Genomic DNA, 20,094 nt, shown 5'->3' with positions numbered 1-20,094 from the left:
ACTTTTGGTGTCAGGCGCCAATTTTAAGAAATGGAGGGAAGAAGGATGGTTCAAACAAGTCGTCCCCAGGAAACGTTATTAGAACAGGATGATAAGTATGTTTGGCACTCGATGAAGCCCTATAATCCTAAAGCCACGCTCGTAGCAGCTAAGGCGGAGGGTTCTTGGGTGACAGATGCAGACGGAAAACGTTATTTAGATGCGATGGCTGGTCTCTGGTGTGTGAATGTTGGATACGGCAGGACCGAACTTGCCGAAGCTGCCTATGAGCAGTTGAAGGAAATGGCCTATTTTCCACTTTCACAAAGCCATGTTCCTGCTATTAAACTAGCAGAAAAGCTGAACGAGATGTTAGGTGATGAGTATGTCATCTTTTTCTCAAACAGCGGCTCTGAGGCAAATGAAACTGCCTTTAAAATAGTCAGACAATACCACCAGCAAAAGGGTGAACATAATCGCTACAAAATTGTCTCCCGCTACCGGGCATATCACGGTAATTCAATGGGGGCATTGGCAGCAACCGGGCAGGCGCAAAGAAAATACAAATACGAACCGCTGGCACCAGGTTTTATCCATGTCTCACCGCCGGATTCCTACCGTGATGATACGAATGCCGCCGATCCAAGGGAACTTTCTTCGGTGAAAGAAATTGACCGGACGATGACATGGGAGTTAAGTGAAACCATTGCCGCTATGATAATGGAACCAATCATAACTGGCGGTGGTGTCCTTATTCCACCAGATGGCTATCTGAAAGCGGCAAAGGAAGTTTGTGAAAAACACGGGGCATTGCTGATTGTCGATGAAGTCATTTGCGGTTTCGGGCGTACAGGCAAGCCATTCGGGTTTATGAATTATGGGGTGAAGCCAGATATCATCACCATGGCAAAGGGGATTACCAGTGCGTATCTGCCACTTTCCGCAACTGCTGTCCGTAAAGACATTTACGAAGCATTCAAAGGCACAGAAGAATATGATTACTTCCGTCATGTCAATACATTTGGCGGAAATCCTGCAGCCTGTGCACTCGCATTAAAAAATCTGGAGATTATGGAAACTGAAAAATTATTTGACCGTTCACGCGATCTAGGCGAGCAGTTACTAAACGATTTGAGGAATCTCTTACAAGACCACCCATTAGTTGGGGATGTTCGCGGGAAGGGATTACTGATTGGAATTGAATTAGTAAAAGATAAGCTTACCAAGGAACCGTTAGGAAATGACCTTGTCAATCAGGTAATCGCTAACTGTAAGCAGGAAGGGATTATCATTGGAAAAAATGGTGCCACTGTAGCTGGATTCAATAATGTGTTAACACTCGCACCGCCATTAACTATTAAACAGGTTGATTTAACCTTCCTAGTTAAAACACTGAACGAATCCCTTCAGAAAATACTTTAATCGAAAAAAGAACCCATGTATTTACAATTGTAAATGACTTGGGTTCTTTTTTTCATGCATAGAAATCAACTATTTTACTAGATGTGAAAGGTGATTGAGAAGTCTTGTACATAAATGTCGAAATCTTTTGAAAGAATGATTGACAGACGCTTTACGTGGGTTATAATGAAATTAGCAAATGTTCAACTCCGTATTACATAATTTCACAACATGAAAACTAGAGTTGAACAAATGTTAACCTTTATTTTCACAAAAAAATGTAACCGTTTTCTTTTGTGCGAAAAAAGGGACGAAAGCTGAGAAAAAAGTTTCAGAATTTTATTACATTAAAAATTAGGTGAATGATCAATGGCGGATGAAAAGATTTCGCGCCTGGTAGAAGTAGCTAAAATGTACTATCAATTAGACTACAGCCAACAGGATATTGCGAAAAAGTTAGGTATTTCCCGCCCCACCGTCTCCAGGCTTCTAGTTCAGGCTGTTGATGAAGGAGTAGTCCATATAAAAATATGTGACCCTGCTGAAGATGTTCAGGAACTGGCAATGCAGATAAAGGAAAAATTTAATCTAAAGCACTGTATTGTTGCATCTATTCCGGAATATCAGGATGAATTAATCAAAGAGAAGCTGGGTGAGGTTTCCGCAGATTATTTATATGGGATTGTCCAAAGCGGCGATACGATTGGGATTACCTGGGGTACAACTTTATATCAACTTGTGAAACAAATTCAACCAAAGAATGTAAAGGATGTAACGATTGTCCAGCTAAATGGTGGGGTAAGTTACTCTGAATCAAATACGTATGCATCAGAAATCATTAATGGTCTTGCCAATGCTTTTCAAACGATTCCACACTTCTTGCAAGTACCTGCGGTCGTTGATCACATTGTCGTTAAGCAGGCAATTATTGCAGACCGTCATGTTAAGAAAATACTGGAATTAGGTAAACAGGCTAATATTGCGATTTTCACTGTGGGCGATCCAGGTGAACAATCAACCCTAATGCATGCGGGCTATTTTCTAGAAAGTGACATTGAAATTCTTCGGGCCAATAAAACGGTAGGGGATATATGTTCCAGATTTATTGATATTAATGGGCATATTAGTCATGAAACATTAAACGATCGAACGATTGGGATTGAACTCTCCTTTTTAAATGAAAAAGAATACGGTATCCTCATTGCAGGCGGTAACACAAAGGTCGAAGGGATATATGGAGCGCTAAGAGGTCGTCATGCAAATGTCCTGATTACCGACCAGTATACTGCCAGGGCATTACTCGATATCGGGGGTGATCAAATTTAATGAATAAGGAAACAATTAGAGAAATCGTCGAAAAGATGGTAAAAAACTCGTTCCAAAAAGCTAAGATGGTTCCAATCGCGGCATCCAACCGGCATATTCATTTATCTCCGGAACATGTCGAACGCCTTTTTGGAAGAGGTTACGAGCTTACGAAGTTAAAAGACTTGTCACAGCCCCATCAATTTGCTGCAAAGGAAACTCTAACACTTATTGGTCCGAAAGGGAAAATACAAAATGTCCGCGTGCTTGGGCCAGTAAGAGGCAGTACACAGGTGGAAGTGTCGTTATTTGATGGGTTTACATTAGGAGTCAAGCCGCCCATTCGTAACTCCGGGGATATTAATGGTTCTGAACCAATCACCTTACAAGGGCCGCGGGGACAAATTATGATAAAAGAGGGCTTGATCTGTGCGGCCCGCCACATTCATATGCACACGAGTGATGGAGAATCGTTTGGTGTAAATGATGGAGACTTTGTTCAAGTAAAAGTGGACGGAGTCCGCGGGGTTATTTTTACCAATGTCCTAATTCGTGTATCTCCTAAATTCAAGCTGGAGATGCATATTGACCTAGATGAAGCGAATGCAGCCGGGATCAAAAATGGACAATTGGGTGAAATTATAGTAGCCCTTGAAAGTCGAAAACAAGTGGGTGAAGAGTAATGCCGGAGGATGTTAGAACGCAGGTAAAAATGCTCGTCCAGCAGGAAGTTGAAGCCTTCTTAAAAAATGAACTGGATGCGAAAAAGGATTCTCCGATTGCTATTCTTTTAGGTTATCAATCTCTAAATCCATCAATAGTTTTGGAAGCGGTTACTCCTCTTCTTGATACATATGATGTAACCTTACTTTTAACAAAAGAATGGCTCCCTTTGCAAGCACCTTGGAACGGGGTGTCATTTGTCTTGATAGAAGAGATGGCCCAACAGGAATTGGGTGCGTTGATAGAAAAATCATCTGTCCTCGTTGTTCCTCAAGCATCATACAGCCTGCTCTCAAAGCTTGCATTAACGATAGATGATGAGGACCCGGTGTGGGTGGCTCTCCAATTTCAAATGCTTGGAAAGTCAATTGTCATGGCTAATAACGATGTAGAACCTAATGTCTACCAACAAATACATGCCCCGCATTCTGTCCTGGGGCGCCTTCAATCATATATTAGGCAAATCCAGACGGATCAGGTGAAATGGGTGCCGCTCAATAAGTTGGTTAAGACTGTTGATGAACAATTTGCCGCTTACCGGGAAAAGCAGTCTCTTATTCTAGCAAAGCACGTGGAAAGAGCCTTTCAGGATGGGCTTAAAGAGATTGAGGTACCACTAAGGAGCCGGGTAACGCCTGCAGCGAAAGACTTGGCACGAGACTTAAAGATTGAAATAAAACAGAATGATTCCTCGAAAGGAGGGACGCTATGATCATCTGTAAAGTGGTCGGTTCGATTGTTTCCACCACCAAAGCTGAGAAATTAAAAGGGAAAAAACTTATGATCGTCCAACCCCTTGATATGAAAAGTATCGAGGAAGACGGGAAACCGCTTGTTGCGATTGATACGGTTGGATCAGGTGTGGGCGAAGTCGTTCTACTTGTCAGCGGCAGTTCAGCAAGACAAACAGAAATGACAAACGGCGTCCCCGTTGACGCCGCAATCGTAGGGATTGTGGATCAAATTGAAATTCAAGGGACCTTAACCTTTAAAAAAGGAGGTAACTAATTTTGCAGATAACTGAAATCGATATCAAAAAAATGGTTGAACAAGTCCTCCATCAATTAGGCGAGAATCAGAAAGACGACAGCACTGTCACATCACTGCCTGATGTCATCTTAGGCAACGGGGTGTTTACAACTGTTGATGAAGCGGCCGCCGCTGCAAGACTAGCCTGGGAAAAGCTTCGCAAACTTCCTGTGGAAACCAGACGGCAAATGATCGTGAACATGAGAGCAGTAAGCCGCAAGTATGCAAAAGAGTTAGCGAAGCTTGCTGTTGAAGAAACAGGTCTTGGCAGAGTAGACGATAAGATTGCTAAAATCCTTTTGGCAATAAATAAGACACCAGGTGTTGAGGATTTAATTAGCACGGCTTATTCAGGTGATGATGGCTTGACAATTGTTGAGTATGCACCGATTGGCGTATTTGGTTCAATTACACCTTCCACAAACCCGGCAGCAACCGTTATCAACAATTCAATTTCACTCATTGCAGCAGGTAATACGGTTGTTTACAACCCGCATCCAAGTGCGAAACGCGTTTCGATTAAAACGTTACAGCTTTTAAACCAGGCAATTGTCGAAGCGGGCGGCCCTGAAAATGCGCTCACTTCTGTGGCAGCACCAAATCTTGAAACATCTGCTCAAGTTATGAATCATCCACAGGTAAATGCACTAGTTGTCACAGGCGGCGGACCTGTTGTAAAAGCTGCGATGGCTGTTGGTAAAAAAGTGATTGCGGCTGGTCCGGGTAACCCGCCAGTTGTCGTAGATGAGACAGCGATTATCGCAAAGGCAGCAGCAGATATTGTCAAGGGCGCAAGCTTTGATAACAACGTTTTATGTACAGCTGAAAAAGAAGTGTTCGTGGTTGACAAGGTAGCCAATGCCCTTAAAGCAGAAATGGTCAAAAGTGGAGCAATTGAGCTTAAAGGCTTCCAGTTTGAAAAGCTGCTTGAGAAAGTACTAGTGAAGAAAAATGATAAGTTTTATCCAAACAGAGACTACATCGGTAAAGATGCCTATGTGATTTTACAAGCTGCAGGTATTCAAGCAAATCCAAATGTGAAATTGATTATTGCTGAAACAACGAAGGATCACCCATTGGTGATGACAGAAATGTTAATGCCAATTTTACCAATCGTCAGAGTTCCTGACGTGGATAAAGCGATAGAGCTTGCGGTAATTGCTGAGAAGGGAAATCGACACACAGCGATAATGCACTCTCAAAACATTACCAATCTAACGAAGATGGCGCAAGGAATCCAAGCAACCATTTTTGTGAAAAATGGACCATCCGTCGCTGGCTTAGGCTTTGAAAGTGAAGGCTTTACTACTCTGACCATCGCCGGGCCAACAGGTGAGGGATTAACCAGTGCGAAAACATTTACACGTCAGCGCCGCTGCGTTTTAGTAGATGGATTAAGAATCATATAGTGGGGTGTGTTAATTGGCTAAGACAAAAGAAGAAAATATAGTCACTTCACAAGAAGAACAAGGAAACCAAAAATTAGAGGTTACTAGAGGAGGAAATAAAATGGGTCAAGAGGCTTTAGGAATGATTGAAACAAAAGGTTTAGTAGGTGCAATTGAAGCAGCCGATGCAATGGTGAAAGCTGCAAACGTTTCTTTAGTAGGCAGAGAATTAGTGGGAGCAGGCATTGTGACAGTTATGGTCCGCGGTGATGTTGGTGCCGTAAAAGCTGCAACTGAAGCTGGTGCAGAAGCAGCACAACGCGTTGGTACGCTTTTATCTGTACATGTTATTCCACGTCCAAACGGCGATGTGGAAGGTATTTTACCGAAAGCAGAATAAGGTGAATGTAAATGGAACAATCCATTGAAAGCTATATTAAAAATCTAGTAAGAGATGTCATTGGTCAGTCTCTTGGTGAACTTCAGCTGCAAAGTGATCGGCAAACCTATGTGATTGCCAATTGGAAAATGAATAAAAATCTAAATGAGACCGCTGAATTTTTCCAAAAAATTAACAGCAGCCAGGACGTGTCGGTCGTTATTTGCCCGCCAGCCCAGCTGTTATACCCTGCCCATTTAATGATCAAACAATCAGGTAAGCCGATTGAATTGGGTGGGCAAAATGTTCACTGGGCGGACAAAGGGGCTTACACGGGAGAGTCGTCAGGAAGTATGTTAAGGGATGTTGGCTGTGAGTATGTAATTATAGGCCATTCTGAACGAAGACAATATTCTTATGAAGATGATGAGTTAGTAAATAAAAAGGTTCTGCATGCGATTAAGTCTGAACTTACTCCGATCATCTGTATCGGCGAAACCTTAGGACAAAAGAATGCATTGCAAACGGAGCAGGTTTTAGAAAAGCAGCTTTGTGGTGCTTTAAAGGACATCGATTCTAGTAATTTTATTCTTGCCTACGAACCGGTTTGGGCGATTGGCACAGGGCAATCGGCAACTGCCGAATTAGCTGGGCAAACCCATGCTTACATCCGGTCCATCTTAAAAAAAATAATCGATGAAAAAGCTGAGGGCATTTCGATTTTATATGGCGGCTCAGCAAACGAAAGCAATGCAACAGATTTCAGCGCCATGCCTGATATCGATGGTGTCCTTGTTGGCGGAGCTAGTTTGAATGCCCAGTCTTTTGATGGAATTATTAATGTATTTGCCAAAGGAGAACAAAATTCATGAAAAAAGTTGCAATTGGCTGCGACCATGGTGGATACGGACTTAAAGAAACGTTAAAAGTCTATTTAACTGAATTAGGCTATGAATATTTAGATTTCGGCTGTAAGGCTAATGAATCAGTAGACTATCCGGATATCGCCTTTCTTGTGGGCGAAACGGTAGCCACAAATGATGACTATGTTGGGATCATGATTGATGGTGTCGGTATTGGCAGTGGGATGGTATTAAACAAGATACCCGGTGTCCGCGCTGCCGTTTGCTGGGATTTATCTTCAGTTATTAACAGTAAAGAGCATAATAACGCGAACGTTTTATCGATTGGCGGTCAATTTATTGGAGAAGGCCTTGCCAAGCAATTAGTGAAAACATGGTTGGAAACAGAGTTTGCCGGCGGCCGTCATGATCGTCGTGTCACAAAAATTATGGAAATCGAAAGTCGTTTCTTGGGTCGTTAATTAGCACTAAATCTGAGATTCGCTGATAAAACATTCAGTTTCGCTGATAAAAATGATTTATCGCTGATAAAATTAAATTACCGCTGATAAATGGTTGAGATTCGCTGATAAACAGTATAGATAGAAAAATAGGAGCGTTTAACTCAGAGATATATAGGAAAGAAAGCAGGTTTGAAAATGTTTGTGGCCAAAGTGATTGGAAATATGGTTTGTACGCATAAAGATGACAATTTAAAAGGTTTAAAGCTGCTGATTGTCCAACCAGTAGATGTGCAATTGAATGACAAAGGCAAACCACTTGTGGCTATTGATACGATTGGACAATCAGGAGCAGGAGACCTCGTGTACTTAGCAAAAAGCAGAGAATCCTCCTTACCGCTTAATAAAGATTTAGTAGCTTCAGATGCTGGAATCTTAGGAATAATAGACTACTATAATGTGACCAAACGAATGGAGGAAATATAAATGAGCAACGCATTAGGAATGATCGAAACTAAGGGTTTAGTTGGAGCAATTGAAGCAGCAGACGCAATGACAAAAGCAGCCAACGTTACCTTGCTTGGTAAAGTGAATGTTGGCGGCGGGTTAGTTTGTGTAATGGTGCGCGGTGACGTAGGTGCAGTAAAGGCAGCTACTGAAGCAGGTGCGGATGCAGCGCAGCGTGTGGGCGAATTCTTATCTGTTCACGTTATTCCAAGACCACACTCCGATATCGAGAAAATTCTTCCTGTTGCAAAATAATGAAACTAGCAAAAGTGGTTGGAAATGTCGTAGCAACGATAAAAACACCCAGTCATCAAAATAAAAAGCTGATGGTTGTCATCCCTGTTGACGCATCTGGTAAGGAATGCGGCGATGCAATGATTGCCTTTGACCGGTTTTCAGCAGGAGCGGGCGATTATGTTCTCATACTAGAAGAAGGTGGATCGGCAAGAGACATTTTAGAAGACCCAAAAGGATCTTTTGATGCAGTCATTGCCGGAATCGTTGATCGATTAAATTAATGTGAGGTGAGTACGATGCAAATTGATGCATTGGTAGAACAAATTACAAATCAAATTATGCAGCAACTAACCAATAAAGAAACGCTGAAAGAAGTGAAGCCTGTTACTTCTGGAAACGTGACTTACAAAGAAGGATCATCATCCAATATTATTACTGGACCATCTGTCGCTCGGATGATTGACCATACATTATTAAAGCCTGAAGCATCTAAAGACCAAATTGTTAAACTTTGTGAAGAAGCAAGAGAACATAAATTTGCGACGGTCTGTGTGAATCCCTATTGGGTGGCAACTGCAGCCAAAGAATTAAAAGGTTCTGGAGTAGGAATTACCACGGTTGTTGGTTTTCCGCTAGGTGCAACGAGCACCTTTGTAAAAAGTGCGGAAACTCGTGATGCAATTGCAAACGGTGCAACGGAAATTGACATGGTCATGAACATTGGAGCCCTTAAATCCGGTGACTTTGAGACAGTGAAAAAAGATATTGAAGGTGTTGTTTTAGCAACGAATGGTTATGCACCTGTTAAAGTTATTATTGAAACCGGTCTTCTTGAGATCGAAGAAAAGAAAAAAGCTTGTATTCTAGCAAAAATGGCTGGTGCGGCTTTTGTGAAAACATCAACTGGGTTCGGACCTGGCTGTGCCACGGCTGAAGACATTAAACTTATGCGTGAAGCAGTTGGCCCGGATATGGGTGTGAAAGCTTCTGCTTGTGTCAGAGACTTAGATACAGCTAGAAAACTAATCCAAGCCGGTGCGACAAGAATTGGTGCAAGTTCTAGTATTGCAATCATTACTGGCGGACAAGGTACAGGTTATTAATAGGGTGTTTATTAATTTCAAAAGGGGAAATTTGGGTATTTCATGTTGCAATTATTGCGGGGTGGAATGCTCAGATTTCTTTTCTCCTCTACTAGTAAAAGTATTGTAAAAATTTAAATAGTTTAATATAATAATATCAGAAATGAAATCGCTTACATAATGAGGGGTGCTTAAATGAACAATATTGGACATCAACTAAAGAAAATGCGATTAAACCGTGAAATTGAAATAGAAAAACTAGCTTTGCTTTCAGGATTAAATGCTGGAACGATTGCAGCCATTGAAGAAGGCGAGTTGGACGTTCAGGTTTCCACATTAGCAAAGATTTCTGATGTCTTGAATTGCTCTTTCTCCATTGGAGACGTCTCAATCTAAATTATATTAACTAAAAAATCGCCGTTAGGCGATTTTTTAGTCATCGTTGTTTTCTTCTTCTAGGTCTAAAACGGAAATTGCCACTACTTTCATTGTCATTTAAGTTATTAACCACTGGAGCAGCATCAACATAATTATTTTTCACTTTTTTAGGCGGGAATATCCCCGCTTTAACTATATTAACCTTATTAACTTCATTCACCTGATTAATTTCATTCACCCGATTAACCTGATTAACCTGATTAACCTGATTCACCTGATTCACCACATCTGCAACTACTTTTTCATTACCCAGTTCTGCCTGTTCGTCCTCAGCATTTTCAATTTCATATAGAATAACTTCTATTTCATTATTAAGGGTTCCAACATCCGTACTAAATGGTCTAACTTCATTACTTAAAGTTACAGCATCAGTACTAAAATATCTAACTTCTGTACTTAGAGTTTCAACTTCAGGCACAACCTCTTTTATTTCTTCCATCCCTTCGATCACATTATCAACTACTTCATCTTCAGTAACAATATCCTCTTCTTCATAACTTAATTCCGATTCAGAATCATCTACTTCAGCAATTTCTTCCTCCTCGAGTAAGAGTTCTTGTTTTACTTTTTTTATTTTTCCTAGTGCAATAGTTCGCTTAACTGCAATTCCAATGATTTCATCAATTAGAGCAGTGAATTGATCGAATTCCACATTATTTTCGCCGCTTTTTTGGATGATATTTAGAAAATCTTGATGAAATAGATTAAATTCTTGTTCGAACTGTTCACGATCCATTTCTCGGAATGATATCCCTTTAATCCGAATAAATCCATAAATTAGTTTACTTAATAACTTGGAAACGGCTTCTAATTCCTCCGGCTTCACCCCCGAATCATTTGTTAAATAATAATGGACATCCCGTAGTGTTTGATAATAACTCTTAAAATTCCGGCTTATTTCTAGGAAATCTAAATTACCCATTAGAAATATCCCTCCATATCTATTTAATGTATAATATTTGGAATCAGCGCAAAATTCCTTTTTTATTAAGGATATGCATATAGAAGGGATTATTCTAATGAAGGTGATAAATTTTATAAAAGAATGGCAGCAGGCTCTCCAAAATGAGATCGTCCATTTAAAAAAATATGGCAGTAATAAATTTTTTGTTACGAATGGCAGGCTGCTATCGACAGAAGGGTCCTATACCTACTACTTCGATACCGCGATATCGATTCGAATACCTATCGGTTCTCAGGTTCGGCTCGAGTGGGGAAGCATGAAGCAAAATGGACGTGTTCTCTCCTCTGAAGGTAAAGGAGTGATGCTTGCCATGGAGCAATCATACGGAGATTTAATTCATGAGGCGCAGCTTTTTCATGATCCATGGGAACTGCTTGAACAGCTCATTTTGCGTTTGGATGAGATAAAGAAAAATAAGCTAAAACGAATCAGAGTAAAACGGTTGATGGACCCATCGATGCCTGCTAAGCATCCAATAGAAAAAAGTAAAAGCAATGTTCATGAACTCGTTTTACGTTCCAAGTACAACCCAGTTACCTTTGTTTGGGGGCCGCCTGGAACAGGTAAAACCTACACCTTGGCCCGGGTAGCCGCTAATAAGTATTTTCAGGGAAAAAAAGTGTTGATTCTATCGCACAGTAACCAAGCAGTCGATGTACTCATTAGTGAGATATCAACCTTTATTCAAAAGAAAGGACGCTTCCGTGCAGGGGATGTGCTCCGCTATGGATTCAATACGGGTGAGCAACTTGCTAATCATCAAGCGGTTACGACTAGTCAGCTCCTTCAAAAAGACAATCCCTTGCTTGCGGAGGATAAAGATAATTTATTAGCGGAAAGACGGAAACTTAAGTTAGATATCTCCCGTTCTTTTAGCAAAAGGGACACCAATCAGTTGTTGGAAATTGAGACCAAGATTGCTAGGGTCCTTGAAAAGATTCGCCAAAAGGAACTTGAGTTTATTAAGGATGCGTTCATTGTCGGGACGACCCTTGCCAAAGCAGCTGGTGATTCAGCCATTTATGAAAAAGAATTTGACCTTGTTATTCTTGATGAAGCAAGTATGGCTTATGTCCCTCAGGCAGCTTTCGCGGCAACACTTGGAAAGCGTGTTATTATTTGCGGGGATTTTAAACAATTACCACCGATTGCATCCTCTAGAGACCCGTTAGTAACAATGTGGCTAAAAGAGGATATCTTCCATCGCGCGGGTGTGGTTGATTGGGTAAAAGAAGGGATGCTACATCCCCATTTATTTTTATTAAAAGAGCAGCGGAGAATGCATCCTGATATTTCAGCGTTTACCAATCAATACATTTATCATTCGCTTGTCGGTGATCATGAAAGTGTTAAAAATAGCAGAAAATCAATCGTCGAGCTTGCACCCTTTTCAGGCAGGGCAGCCGTTCTTCTGGATACAAGTTATCTTGGGGCACATTGCATGACTGAAAAGGCATCTAATTCGCGCATGAATGTCTGGCAGGTGTTATTGTCTTTTCAATTAATCCATGAGTCATACGTAGCCGGGGCACGGTCGATTGGGTATGTCACGCCCTACCGTGCGCAAGCTAATTTAATGGAACTAATACTGGCGGATTTATACGACAAAGAACTCTCGACAGCTGATATCATCGCTGCGACCGTTCACAGATTTCAAGGCAGTGAGCGTGATGTGATGGTTTTTGATACGGTAGACAGTGAACCGCAAACGAGGGCAGGGATGCTGCTAACCGGTAAGGATAGTGAACGATTGATTAATGTGGCCATCACAAGAACGAAAGGAAAGTTCATTCATGTCAGCAACCAATCATTTATCCGAAAACATGTCTTTCCTCGTAAAACACTAAGGCAACTTGTGGACCACCAGGTTAGTAAACAGCAAACAGTTGGAACAAAGGATATTGGAAAATGGGTTAAGGATCAGCACCCAAGATTAGCTTGGATCCATGCGCTTAAGTTAGACAAAGTATTCAGGGATCTCGAATCAGCTAAAAAATCGATTATTATTTCTTTACCAGAACAAACCATCCTATCTGAGGAATGGAAGAATCATCTGGAAAAAAGGAGTTCGTCTGTAAAATTAACTGTTTTGACAGGCGGCGATTCATTTGCATCGATTCAACCAGATCAACTGTGGAACGATACCTCATCTTTTCCATTTATTATCATTGACGAGCATCTTTTATGGCTGGGTTTACCATTAGAAGCGGTTAAAGGGGTGCACCCGCCCTATATTGCAGCAAGACTCGATTCAGAAAAAGTATGTGAGTATTTTATCGGACAGTTTCAGACTCGAGAGTAGTTTTTAGGATAAGTTCAGAGTGGGAAGGCATCCGTTATTGTTTGACTAAATAGGCTAATTTGAAGGGAGTTTGACATAATAATCTAACTTAGCTAAAATTAGATTATATAATCTAACTATTTTAGTTAAAGGGGATAACAAATGAATTATCCGATATCGATTTTTATTCTTGATGTCAGCAATTCATCCACAGAAAAGATGGGGGAGGAGCTTACCATTTATTTGGATGAATTGGTCGACTGGATAACTGAATGGACAAAGAATATCGGTCCGATCAAAATAAAACATCGTGCTGGAGATGAAATTATTTTTGTGGGACCTGGTTATTCAACCGCTTATACGATTGCCTTTTTTGTAAGCAGGGTATGGAAATTCAAGAATCATATGCCTTATTTTGGCTTGGCTTTTGGGGATATAGAAAAAGAAATAAAGGAAGTCGATCTTGAGAAATGGATTCATCCTTTGGTTAAACAAGCAAGATATGCGAATGATTTAATCAAACAAGAAAAGAATCGAATGCTCTTTAAATTCGAACTTGATCAGTTCTACCCAAGTGAAGCCAATCCGTCGTTACCGTATCACCAGTTCAGAAATGAATTTGAGACACTTATTAATGGATTATTACACTTACAGCTTAAATTTATCAGGAAACAAACCGACATCCAGGAGACCGTATGTTCGCTTTATCTCATTTTAAACCAGCAAAAGGTGATTGGAAAGCTCCTTGGTAAAACATCTCCGACGATATCGAGTCATTTTAAAAAAGGAAATAGTGAAGAAATCCTAGATACTTTTTCAAAAATTATTAGTATACTGCATTCGTTACAAGAAAAAGCTTATCCTGAAAGTGCAATCCATCCTCAAGATATTAATGAGAACCTAATAACAAGCATCCGGAATCATGTGAAGATGAAATTGAAAACATTACTTGATTCCTAGATTCGATCATAAGGAGAGGAGAAGCCATGTTATTTCTCAGTCTAGTCCTTGCTCACTTCATTGCTGATTTTTATTTACAATCAGATGACATGGTCATTGAAAAACGAAAGAATTTACGAAAGCATGTGGTTCATCATTTTCTCATAACGGCAATTGTTTTAATCAACTATTGGATTTTCCAGTTTGATTTTGAAAATCCCCTTAAAAACTTGTTTATCCCCTTGATACTTATCGTGATCACTCATCTTTTAATTGATTTTATTAAGATTAAGCTACTTGATAATATAAAAATGAATAATGAAGACAACATGAAACGGTTAGGGTTCTTTGTAATCGATCAGTTACTTCATATCGGTGTGATAATTTTAGGATGTGAGTTCTGTTTTAATTTTAATCTAGTCAGTTATTTTCAACAGCCAGGCGGACTTGGATTGATGGAGGCTGTCCTGTTTATGTTTATCATGCTCATTTTAGCAACCACTGTCAGCGGGCATATGATAAAAATTCTCCTAGGCACTTTACCAAACCAGCTATTAACGTTTGAAGGGAAATATTCTTTTAAAAATGAACGAAAAGAAGCAGACTTTGTACATATGGGTAAAAAAGGATTAACAGAGGAATACAATTATACGATTTTTAGTAAGCATGATCTCTCACGGGGGAAATTAATTGGCTATATTGAGAGATTACTAGTATTATTGTTAACCTTCTATAGTGCCTATCCGGCAATCGGGTTTATCGTGGCAGCTAAATCGATTGCCCGCTTTAAACAAATGGATGATAGAGACTGGGCCGAATATTTTTTGCTCGGTACACTTACATCCATGTTTCTAGGAATTACACTGGGAATTTTGTTAAAGGTTGTGTTGACGTAAAAATAAATTAGTTTTGCGATTAACTCATAATCTAGCTTATCGGATCCATTTCGGTTAGCTTTTATTTATTTAAATTATCAAAAAATTATATTGACTTTTTGTTAAATTCTGAGGATAATCAAATAAATCGAATTTTAAAAAAGTATGGGATTAGTAAATCTTTGGAACGTGCAAGAGAGTGAAACCCGACCGGCTGAAAGGTTTCTCACGGAAAAAAGTTTGAACCTGCCCTAAACCAACTGCTTATGCAAACATAAGCCGTCACCCTCGTTACGGGTTCAAAGTGGGTGCATGGCATCAATAAAGGTGGTACCGCGGAAACGACTTTCCGTCCTTTTTTTTAGGACAGTAGAGTCGTTTTTTTTATTTATAAAAAAGAAAGGTTCGGTACAGGATGAAAAAACAACTAGTGGTTGTAAAGATTGGGAGCAGCTCGCTCACCAATGCCTCCGGGACAATTTCTGAAAGAAAAATACGTGATCATGTTGAGGCACTTGCCTGTTTAAAAGAGCAAGGGCATGATGTCATTCTTATTTCATCAGGAGCAGTTGCGGCTGGATTTGGCCCCCTTGGCTATCCAATCCGTCCAAAAACTGTTGCTGGGAAACAAGCTGCCGCAGCGGTGGGGCAGGGATTGTTAATGCAAAATTATATTCAATTGTTTAACGAGTTTGCTATCGTTCCAGCCCAGATTCTTTTAACACGAGAAGATTTTTACAGCCAAGTGCGGTTTCATAACCTCTTTAATACGATTCATGAGCTGCTTCAAAAAGGTGTAATACCGATTATTAATGAAAATGATTCGGTTTCAATTGAGGAATTAACCTTCGGCGATAACGATATGCTGTCCGCACTAGTGAGTGGTTTTTTACATGCGAATGCCCTGATTATTTTAACGGATGTGAATGGTTTATATGATGGCAATCCAAAAGTAGAGAAAGAAGCAAAAAAATATCATTTTATTCCTGAAATATCTGATAAACTCCTCGGTGTTGCCGGAGAAAGTGGTTCTTCCGTTGGAACAGGCGGAATGAAATCAAAATTACTTGCTTCTAAAAAGGCTCTTTCCCTTGGTGTCAGCGTCTTTGTCGGAACCGGTGCCGGAAAAGAAAAACTGGTTGATATTCTAGCTGGTAAAGGGGACGGGACGTACATTGGCGGACCATTCCAAACGCAAATGCAAATGAGAAAGCAATGGATTGCATTTCACTCCCAGGTCGGCGGTGTGATTGAAATTGATGATGGGGCGGAAAAGGCAATTGTGTTTCAGGGCAAAAGTTTACTGCCTGTTGGCGTCACGAATGTCATTGGGGATTTTAACGCCTTAGATGTGGTCGTAGTCCGAAACCAAAAAGGAAAAATTGTCGGAAAAGGGCAAATCCACTACTCCTCTAAGAATTTACTGAAAGTAAAAGGCTTGCCAAGTGAACAGTCGAAAGAGTACTCGATTAACAAAAAAGCAGCAGTGATTCATCGCGATAATTGGGTGACAATGACAAAGGAGTGAAAATGAATGAGTGAGTTAATAGAAAAAGCAAGGAAATTAAGGAAAGCTGCCAAACAAATGGGGATTCTGTCAGCGGAAGAAAAAAATTCAGCGCTAATGACAATGGCTGAACATTTATTGACGCAGAAAGAATGGATCATCACTGAAAATGCCAAAGACATTGAAGCGGGAAAAGAAAATGGGTTTACAGAGTCGCTCCTGGATCGACTTCTTTTAACGGAAGAAAGAATTGGACAAATCGTTGATGGGGTTCGTCAATTAATTGATTTGGAGGATCCAATCGGTGAAACGATTGAAGCATGGGAGCGTCCGAACGGGTTACAAATAGAAACGATTCGGGTCCCTCTTGGGGTCATAGGAATGGTGTATGAAGCGCGTCCCAATGTTACCGTGGATGCAGGAAGTCTGTGTTTAAAAGCAGGAAATGCAGTTCTGTTAAGGGGAAGTTCTTCCGCCATCCATTCCAATAAAGCGCTCGTTCATGTGATGCATGAAGCCCTTGCAGAAACAGCGATTCCTGTCGATGCCGTCCAGCTTTTGGAGGACACGAGCCGGGAAACAGCGTCCGAAATGTTTAAATTGAATCAATACCTAGATGTCCTCATTCCTCGAGGCGGGGCAGGATTAATACAAACGGTAATCCAAAATGCCACCGTTCCAGTGTTGGAAACGGGTGTTGGTAACTGTCATGTTTTCATTGATGAAACAGCAAAAGAAAACATGGCGATCGATATTGCGATTAATGCAAAATTACATCGACCATCTGTTTGTAACGCAGCAGAAACCGTGCTTATTCATAAAAACTGGCCATTTGCAGATGAGCTATTAAGTTCTCTTCATGACCAAGGAGTGGAGCTGCGTGGGGATACTGAATTAACATCAACCTATTCATTTGTGAAACCAGCAACAGAAAAGGATTGGTCTTCCGAATTTTTAGCGCCAATTTTGGCTGTTAAACAGGTGAGTGATGTGAAGGAAGCGATTGAACATATAGATCATCATGGAACGAAGCATTCTGAAGCCATCATCAGTGAAAATCCTGATAACGTTCGTTTGTTCTTCCAGACAATTGATGCCGCCGTATTATATCATAATGCCTCGACACGATTTACCGATGGGGAACAGTTTGGCTATGGGGCAGAAATCGGAATTAGTACACAAAAGCTCCATGCACGCGGGCCAATGGGACTCCGTGCACTAACAACAACAAAAGCGATTGTCCGTGGCACTGGACAAATTCGTTCATAACTCCTTTTTATTGACGCAGATTATGCGTCAATTTTTTTGATTTCTGTTATACTTAGGATACAAACATACATTCTAATATTAACTTTTTAAGTAAGTTGGTGCTCATATGTCAGAGTCAATTCATATTTCCGTAAGAACGCTTGTTGAACATGTGTTTAAGAGCGGTAGTATTGATACACGTTTCCGCTCTCAATCGACACTTCTGGATGGGACAAGGATACATCAAAAAATCCAGAAAACCTACCACGATGGGGATCAAAAAGAATTGTACCTCCGTGTGGAAGTCCCGTTTAATGAACTTTCTTTCATTATTGATGGCAGGTGTGATGGGCTGCTGTTTCGAGATGGCGAGGTAATTATTGACGAAATCAAGTCATTCCAAGAGCCATCTGAGAAGCGTGATCAGGAAGGTTACCCAGTTCACTGGGCACAAGCAAAGCTATACGCCTATATGTATGCAAAGGAAAACGAATTACAGGAAATTTTTGTTCAGCTTACCTATGTCCAGGTAGATACACTAGCGAAGTCCTATTTCAAACAAAAGTGCCTGTTTTCTGAACTGGAAACATTTGTTCTAAAAGTGATTGAAGACTACTCTCCATACGCGAGACTGCTTGATGAACATCGAAAAAAACGAAACGAAAGCTGTAAAGAGCTAACTTTTCCTTTTGAAGCCTATCGCGAGGGACAGCGGAAATTAGCCGGGGTGGTTTATAAAACAATTTTAGATAAAAAAAATCTATTTGCTAAGGCTCCAACAGGAATCGGCAAGACGATATCGACGCTCTTTCCTTCAGTTAAGGCAATCGGAGAAGGACATCTGAACCGTGTATTCTATCTTACGGCGAAAACCATTACCCGAACAACGGCCGAAGAGGCATTTAAAAAAATGCAATCCCGTGGTCTTTGTCTAAATACGGTAACCATTACAGCCAAGGACAAGGTTTGTTTTAAGGATGAAACCATTTGCCAAAAGGATTATTGTGAATTTGCAAATGGCTATTATGACCGGGTCAATGATGCGATTCTTGATATCTTATTTAATGAAACAGCGATGACGCGTGATGTAATTGAAAAATATGCAAGGAAACATACAATCTGTCCATTTGAATTTTCCCTCGATCTTGCCTATGCAGTCGACTGTATCATCTGTGACTACAATTATATTTTCGAACCGCGGGTATCACTGAAGCGTCTTTTGGAAGAGCAAAAAAAACAGACCGCACTCCTCGTCGATGAGGCGCACAATCTGGTGGACCGAGGTCGAGAAATGTTTTCATCCTCCTTAAACAAAGAAATATTCCTCCAATTAAAAAAGGAGTTTAAAGGTGTCAATAAAACAATCTATGAGGCTGCAAGTAAGCTAAATGCTTGGTTTATTTCATTGAAAAAGGAACATCCGGATACACATGAATTCACCATTGATCAGTTGGGGGAAGAACTAATTGAGCCTCTGATTCAGTTTCTAGAAAGCGCAGAACAGGTCCTTCAAACGGAAACGTCCCAAAGTCTGTTGGAAGCCTATTTTATCGTAAATAATTTTTTGAAAATTACTGAACTGCTCGATGAACATTATGTAATCTACGTAGAAAAAATAAAAAACGATGTAACAGTAAAGCTTTTTTGCATTGACCCTTCTAAGCTTCTCAAACAAATGGGAAAGGGTTATCGATCTAAAATCTTCTTTTCAGCGACACTGTCGCCTTTAACCTATTATCAAGATATTCTTGGTGGGCAGGAAGAGGATTATGCACTATCCATCCCTTCACCATTTTCAAGTGAACAGCTCGAAGTTATCATCAATCCAGTGTCTACCCGCTACCGAGATCGAGAGCGGACGAAGGAACACATTGTATCTATAATCCAATCATTGATTCAAAACCAGTCCGGCAATTATTTCATCTTTTTCCCATCCTATCAGTACCTACTTTCTGTTTATGACCTATTCAAACAAAAAGACCCAAAAACCCATACCATTATCCAAGCAACAGGGATGACCGAAATCGAAAGGGAGGACTTTTTGGGTGCTTTTAAAGCTAATCAACCAGAAACCTTACTGGGTTTCGCTGTCCTTGGCGGCATTTTTTCGGAGGGTGTTGATTTAATTGGCGACCGCTTAAATGGGGTGGTGGTTGTCGGTGTAGGGTTGCCGCAGCTGTGTTTTGAACGGAACCTCATAAAGGAACATTTTAATCAAAAAGACAAAAACGGATATGACTATGCCTATGTATATCCCGGCATGAATAAAGTGCTCCAAGCAGGAGGAAGGTTAATTCGCTCGGAGGAAGACCGTGGAACGATTGTATTGATCGATGACCGATTCCTACAGCGCCAGTATCAAAATCTCATGCCAATGGAATGGCAGCACTATACGGTTAGTTCAAAAAAGAACTCTTATGGAAAATAGTAACGGGTTTACTTCAGAGGTGCACACATTATAAAAAACATAGGAAAACGCACTTGAATTCACAGTGCTTTTTTTATTGAC

21 protein-coding genes are annotated in these 20,094 nt (G+C 40.5%); 20 read left to right on the top strand and 1 reads right to left on the bottom strand.

Translation table 11 applies throughout. From position 1 onward, the window contains the following. Nucleotides 1-45 precede the first annotated feature (45 nt). The 14 genes from BDR01S_RS20245 to BDR01S_RS20180 all read left to right on the top strand — a co-directional run bounded on the left by BDR01S_RS20245 (nt 46) and on the right by BDR01S_RS20180 (nt 9,729). On the top strand, nt 46-1,401 hold the full coding sequence (locus BDR01S_RS20245; RefSeq protein WP_066254986.1) for an aspartate aminotransferase family protein: 1,356 nt from the start codon (nt 46-48) through the stop codon (nt 1,399-1,401). Nucleotides 1,402-1,749: 348 nt separating this feature from the next. Then, nucleotides 1,750-2,706 (top strand): DNA-binding transcriptional repressor DeoR, encoded by a 957-nt coding sequence (deoR, locus tag BDR01S_RS20240; RefSeq protein WP_066254984.1) that lies wholly within the window; start codon nt 1,750-1,752, stop codon nt 2,704-2,706. Then, complete coding sequence (gene pduL, locus BDR01S_RS20235; protein ID WP_082797515.1) at nt 2,706-3,368, top strand: phosphate propanoyltransferase; 663 nt, start codon at nt 2,706-2,708, stop codon at nt 3,366-3,368. Before deoR ends, pduL begins: the two co-directional genes overlap by 1 nt. Beyond that, nucleotides 3,368-4,120, top strand: coding sequence for a hypothetical protein (locus BDR01S_RS20230; protein WP_066254982.1), 753 nt, complete (start codon nt 3,368-3,370; stop codon nt 4,118-4,120). Before pduL ends, BDR01S_RS20230 begins: the two co-directional genes overlap by 1 nt. Beyond that, nucleotides 4,117-4,416, top strand: a complete 300-nt coding sequence (locus BDR01S_RS20225; protein ID WP_066254981.1) for a EutN/CcmL family microcompartment protein — start codon at nt 4,117-4,119, stop codon at nt 4,414-4,416. The genes BDR01S_RS20230 and BDR01S_RS20225 overlap by 4 nt, the downstream gene beginning before the upstream one ends. A 2-nt stretch (nt 4,417-4,418) precedes the next feature. After that, on the top strand, nt 4,419-5,846 hold the full coding sequence (locus BDR01S_RS20220) for an aldehyde dehydrogenase family protein (RefSeq protein WP_066254978.1): 1,428 nt from the start codon (nt 4,419-4,421) through the stop codon (nt 5,844-5,846). Between the two features lie 100 nt (nt 5,847-5,946). After that, nucleotides 5,947-6,225, top strand: a complete 279-nt coding sequence (locus BDR01S_RS20215) for a BMC domain-containing protein (protein WP_066260038.1) — start codon at nt 5,947-5,949, stop codon at nt 6,223-6,225. A gap of 11 nt (nt 6,226-6,236) precedes the next feature. After that, complete coding sequence (gene tpiA / locus BDR01S_RS20210; RefSeq protein ID WP_082797514.1) at nt 6,237-7,076, top strand: triose-phosphate isomerase; 840 nt, start codon at nt 6,237-6,239, stop codon at nt 7,074-7,076. Beyond that, entirely contained in the window at nt 7,073-7,528 is a 456-nt protein-coding gene (rpiB, locus tag BDR01S_RS20205; protein WP_066254973.1) for a ribose 5-phosphate isomerase B, read from the top strand. The genes tpiA and rpiB overlap by 4 nt, the downstream gene beginning before the upstream one ends. A gap of 177 nt (nt 7,529-7,705) precedes the next feature. After that, nucleotides 7,706-7,993: a EutN/CcmL family microcompartment protein gene (locus tag BDR01S_RS20200; protein ID WP_066254971.1), complete on the top strand. Its 288-nt coding sequence runs from the start codon at nt 7,706-7,708 to the stop codon at nt 7,991-7,993. Then, nucleotides 7,994-8,269, top strand: a complete 276-nt coding sequence (locus BDR01S_RS20195) for a BMC domain-containing protein (protein ID WP_026567441.1) — start codon at nt 7,994-7,996, stop codon at nt 8,267-8,269. Further along, complete coding sequence (locus BDR01S_RS20190) at nt 8,269-8,532, top strand: EutN/CcmL family microcompartment protein (RefSeq protein WP_066254968.1); 264 nt, start codon at nt 8,269-8,271, stop codon at nt 8,530-8,532. Before BDR01S_RS20195 ends, BDR01S_RS20190 begins: the two co-directional genes overlap by 1 nt. Before the next feature lie 174 nt (nt 8,533-8,706). After that, complete coding sequence (gene deoC / locus BDR01S_RS20185) at nt 8,707-9,354, top strand: deoxyribose-phosphate aldolase (RefSeq protein ID WP_066260034.1); 648 nt, start codon at nt 8,707-8,709, stop codon at nt 9,352-9,354. A gap of 174 nt (nt 9,355-9,528) precedes the next feature. Further along, on the top strand, nt 9,529-9,729 hold the full coding sequence (locus tag BDR01S_RS20180; RefSeq protein ID WP_066254965.1) for a helix-turn-helix domain-containing protein: 201 nt from the start codon (nt 9,529-9,531) through the stop codon (nt 9,727-9,729). Between the two features lie 40 nt (nt 9,730-9,769). Here the strand turns inward: BDR01S_RS20180 and BDR01S_RS20175 are convergent, their stop codons facing one another. Beyond that, entirely contained in the window at nt 9,770-10,693 is a 924-nt protein-coding gene (locus BDR01S_RS20175) for a hypothetical protein (protein ID WP_066254963.1), read from the bottom strand. 97 nt (nt 10,694-10,790) lie between these two features. Here BDR01S_RS20175 and BDR01S_RS20170 point away from each other — a divergent pair, with 97 nt between their 5' ends. From BDR01S_RS20170 to BDR01S_RS20145, 6 genes are all read left to right on the top strand, one after another. Next, entirely contained in the window at nt 10,791-13,037 is a 2,247-nt protein-coding gene (locus BDR01S_RS20170) for an AAA domain-containing protein (protein ID WP_066254961.1), read from the top strand. 141 nt (nt 13,038-13,178) lie between these two features. Next, on the top strand, nt 13,179-13,976 hold the full coding sequence (locus BDR01S_RS20165) for a hypothetical protein (RefSeq protein WP_066254959.1): 798 nt from the start codon (nt 13,179-13,181) through the stop codon (nt 13,974-13,976). Nucleotides 13,977-14,002: 26 nt separating this feature from the next. Beyond that, nucleotides 14,003-14,851 (top strand): DUF3307 domain-containing protein, encoded by an 849-nt coding sequence (locus tag BDR01S_RS20160; RefSeq protein WP_066254957.1) that lies wholly within the window; start codon nt 14,003-14,005, stop codon nt 14,849-14,851. Nucleotides 14,852-15,245: 394 nt separating this feature from the next. Continuing rightward, entirely contained in the window at nt 15,246-16,358 is a 1,113-nt protein-coding gene (gene proB, locus BDR01S_RS20155; protein ID WP_066254954.1) for a glutamate 5-kinase, read from the top strand. A 6-nt stretch (nt 16,359-16,364) separates the two neighbouring features. After that, nucleotides 16,365-17,606: a glutamate-5-semialdehyde dehydrogenase gene (locus BDR01S_RS20150; protein ID WP_066254951.1), complete on the top strand. Its 1,242-nt coding sequence runs from the start codon at nt 16,365-16,367 to the stop codon at nt 17,604-17,606. Between the two features lie 106 nt (nt 17,607-17,712). After that, entirely contained in the window at nt 17,713-20,013 is a 2,301-nt protein-coding gene (locus tag BDR01S_RS20145; protein WP_066254948.1) for an ATP-dependent DNA helicase, read from the top strand. Nucleotides 20,014-20,094: the final 81 nt, after the last annotated feature.

The sequence above is a fragment of the Neobacillus drentensis NBRC 102427 genome (assembly GCF_001591445.1).
Taxonomy (GTDB): domain Bacteria; phylum Bacillota; class Bacilli; order Bacillales; family Cytobacillaceae; genus Neobacillus; species Neobacillus drentensis.
The sequence above is the reverse complement of the archived record's forward strand: the minus strand, read 5'-3'. Positions and strand labels throughout refer to the sequence as shown.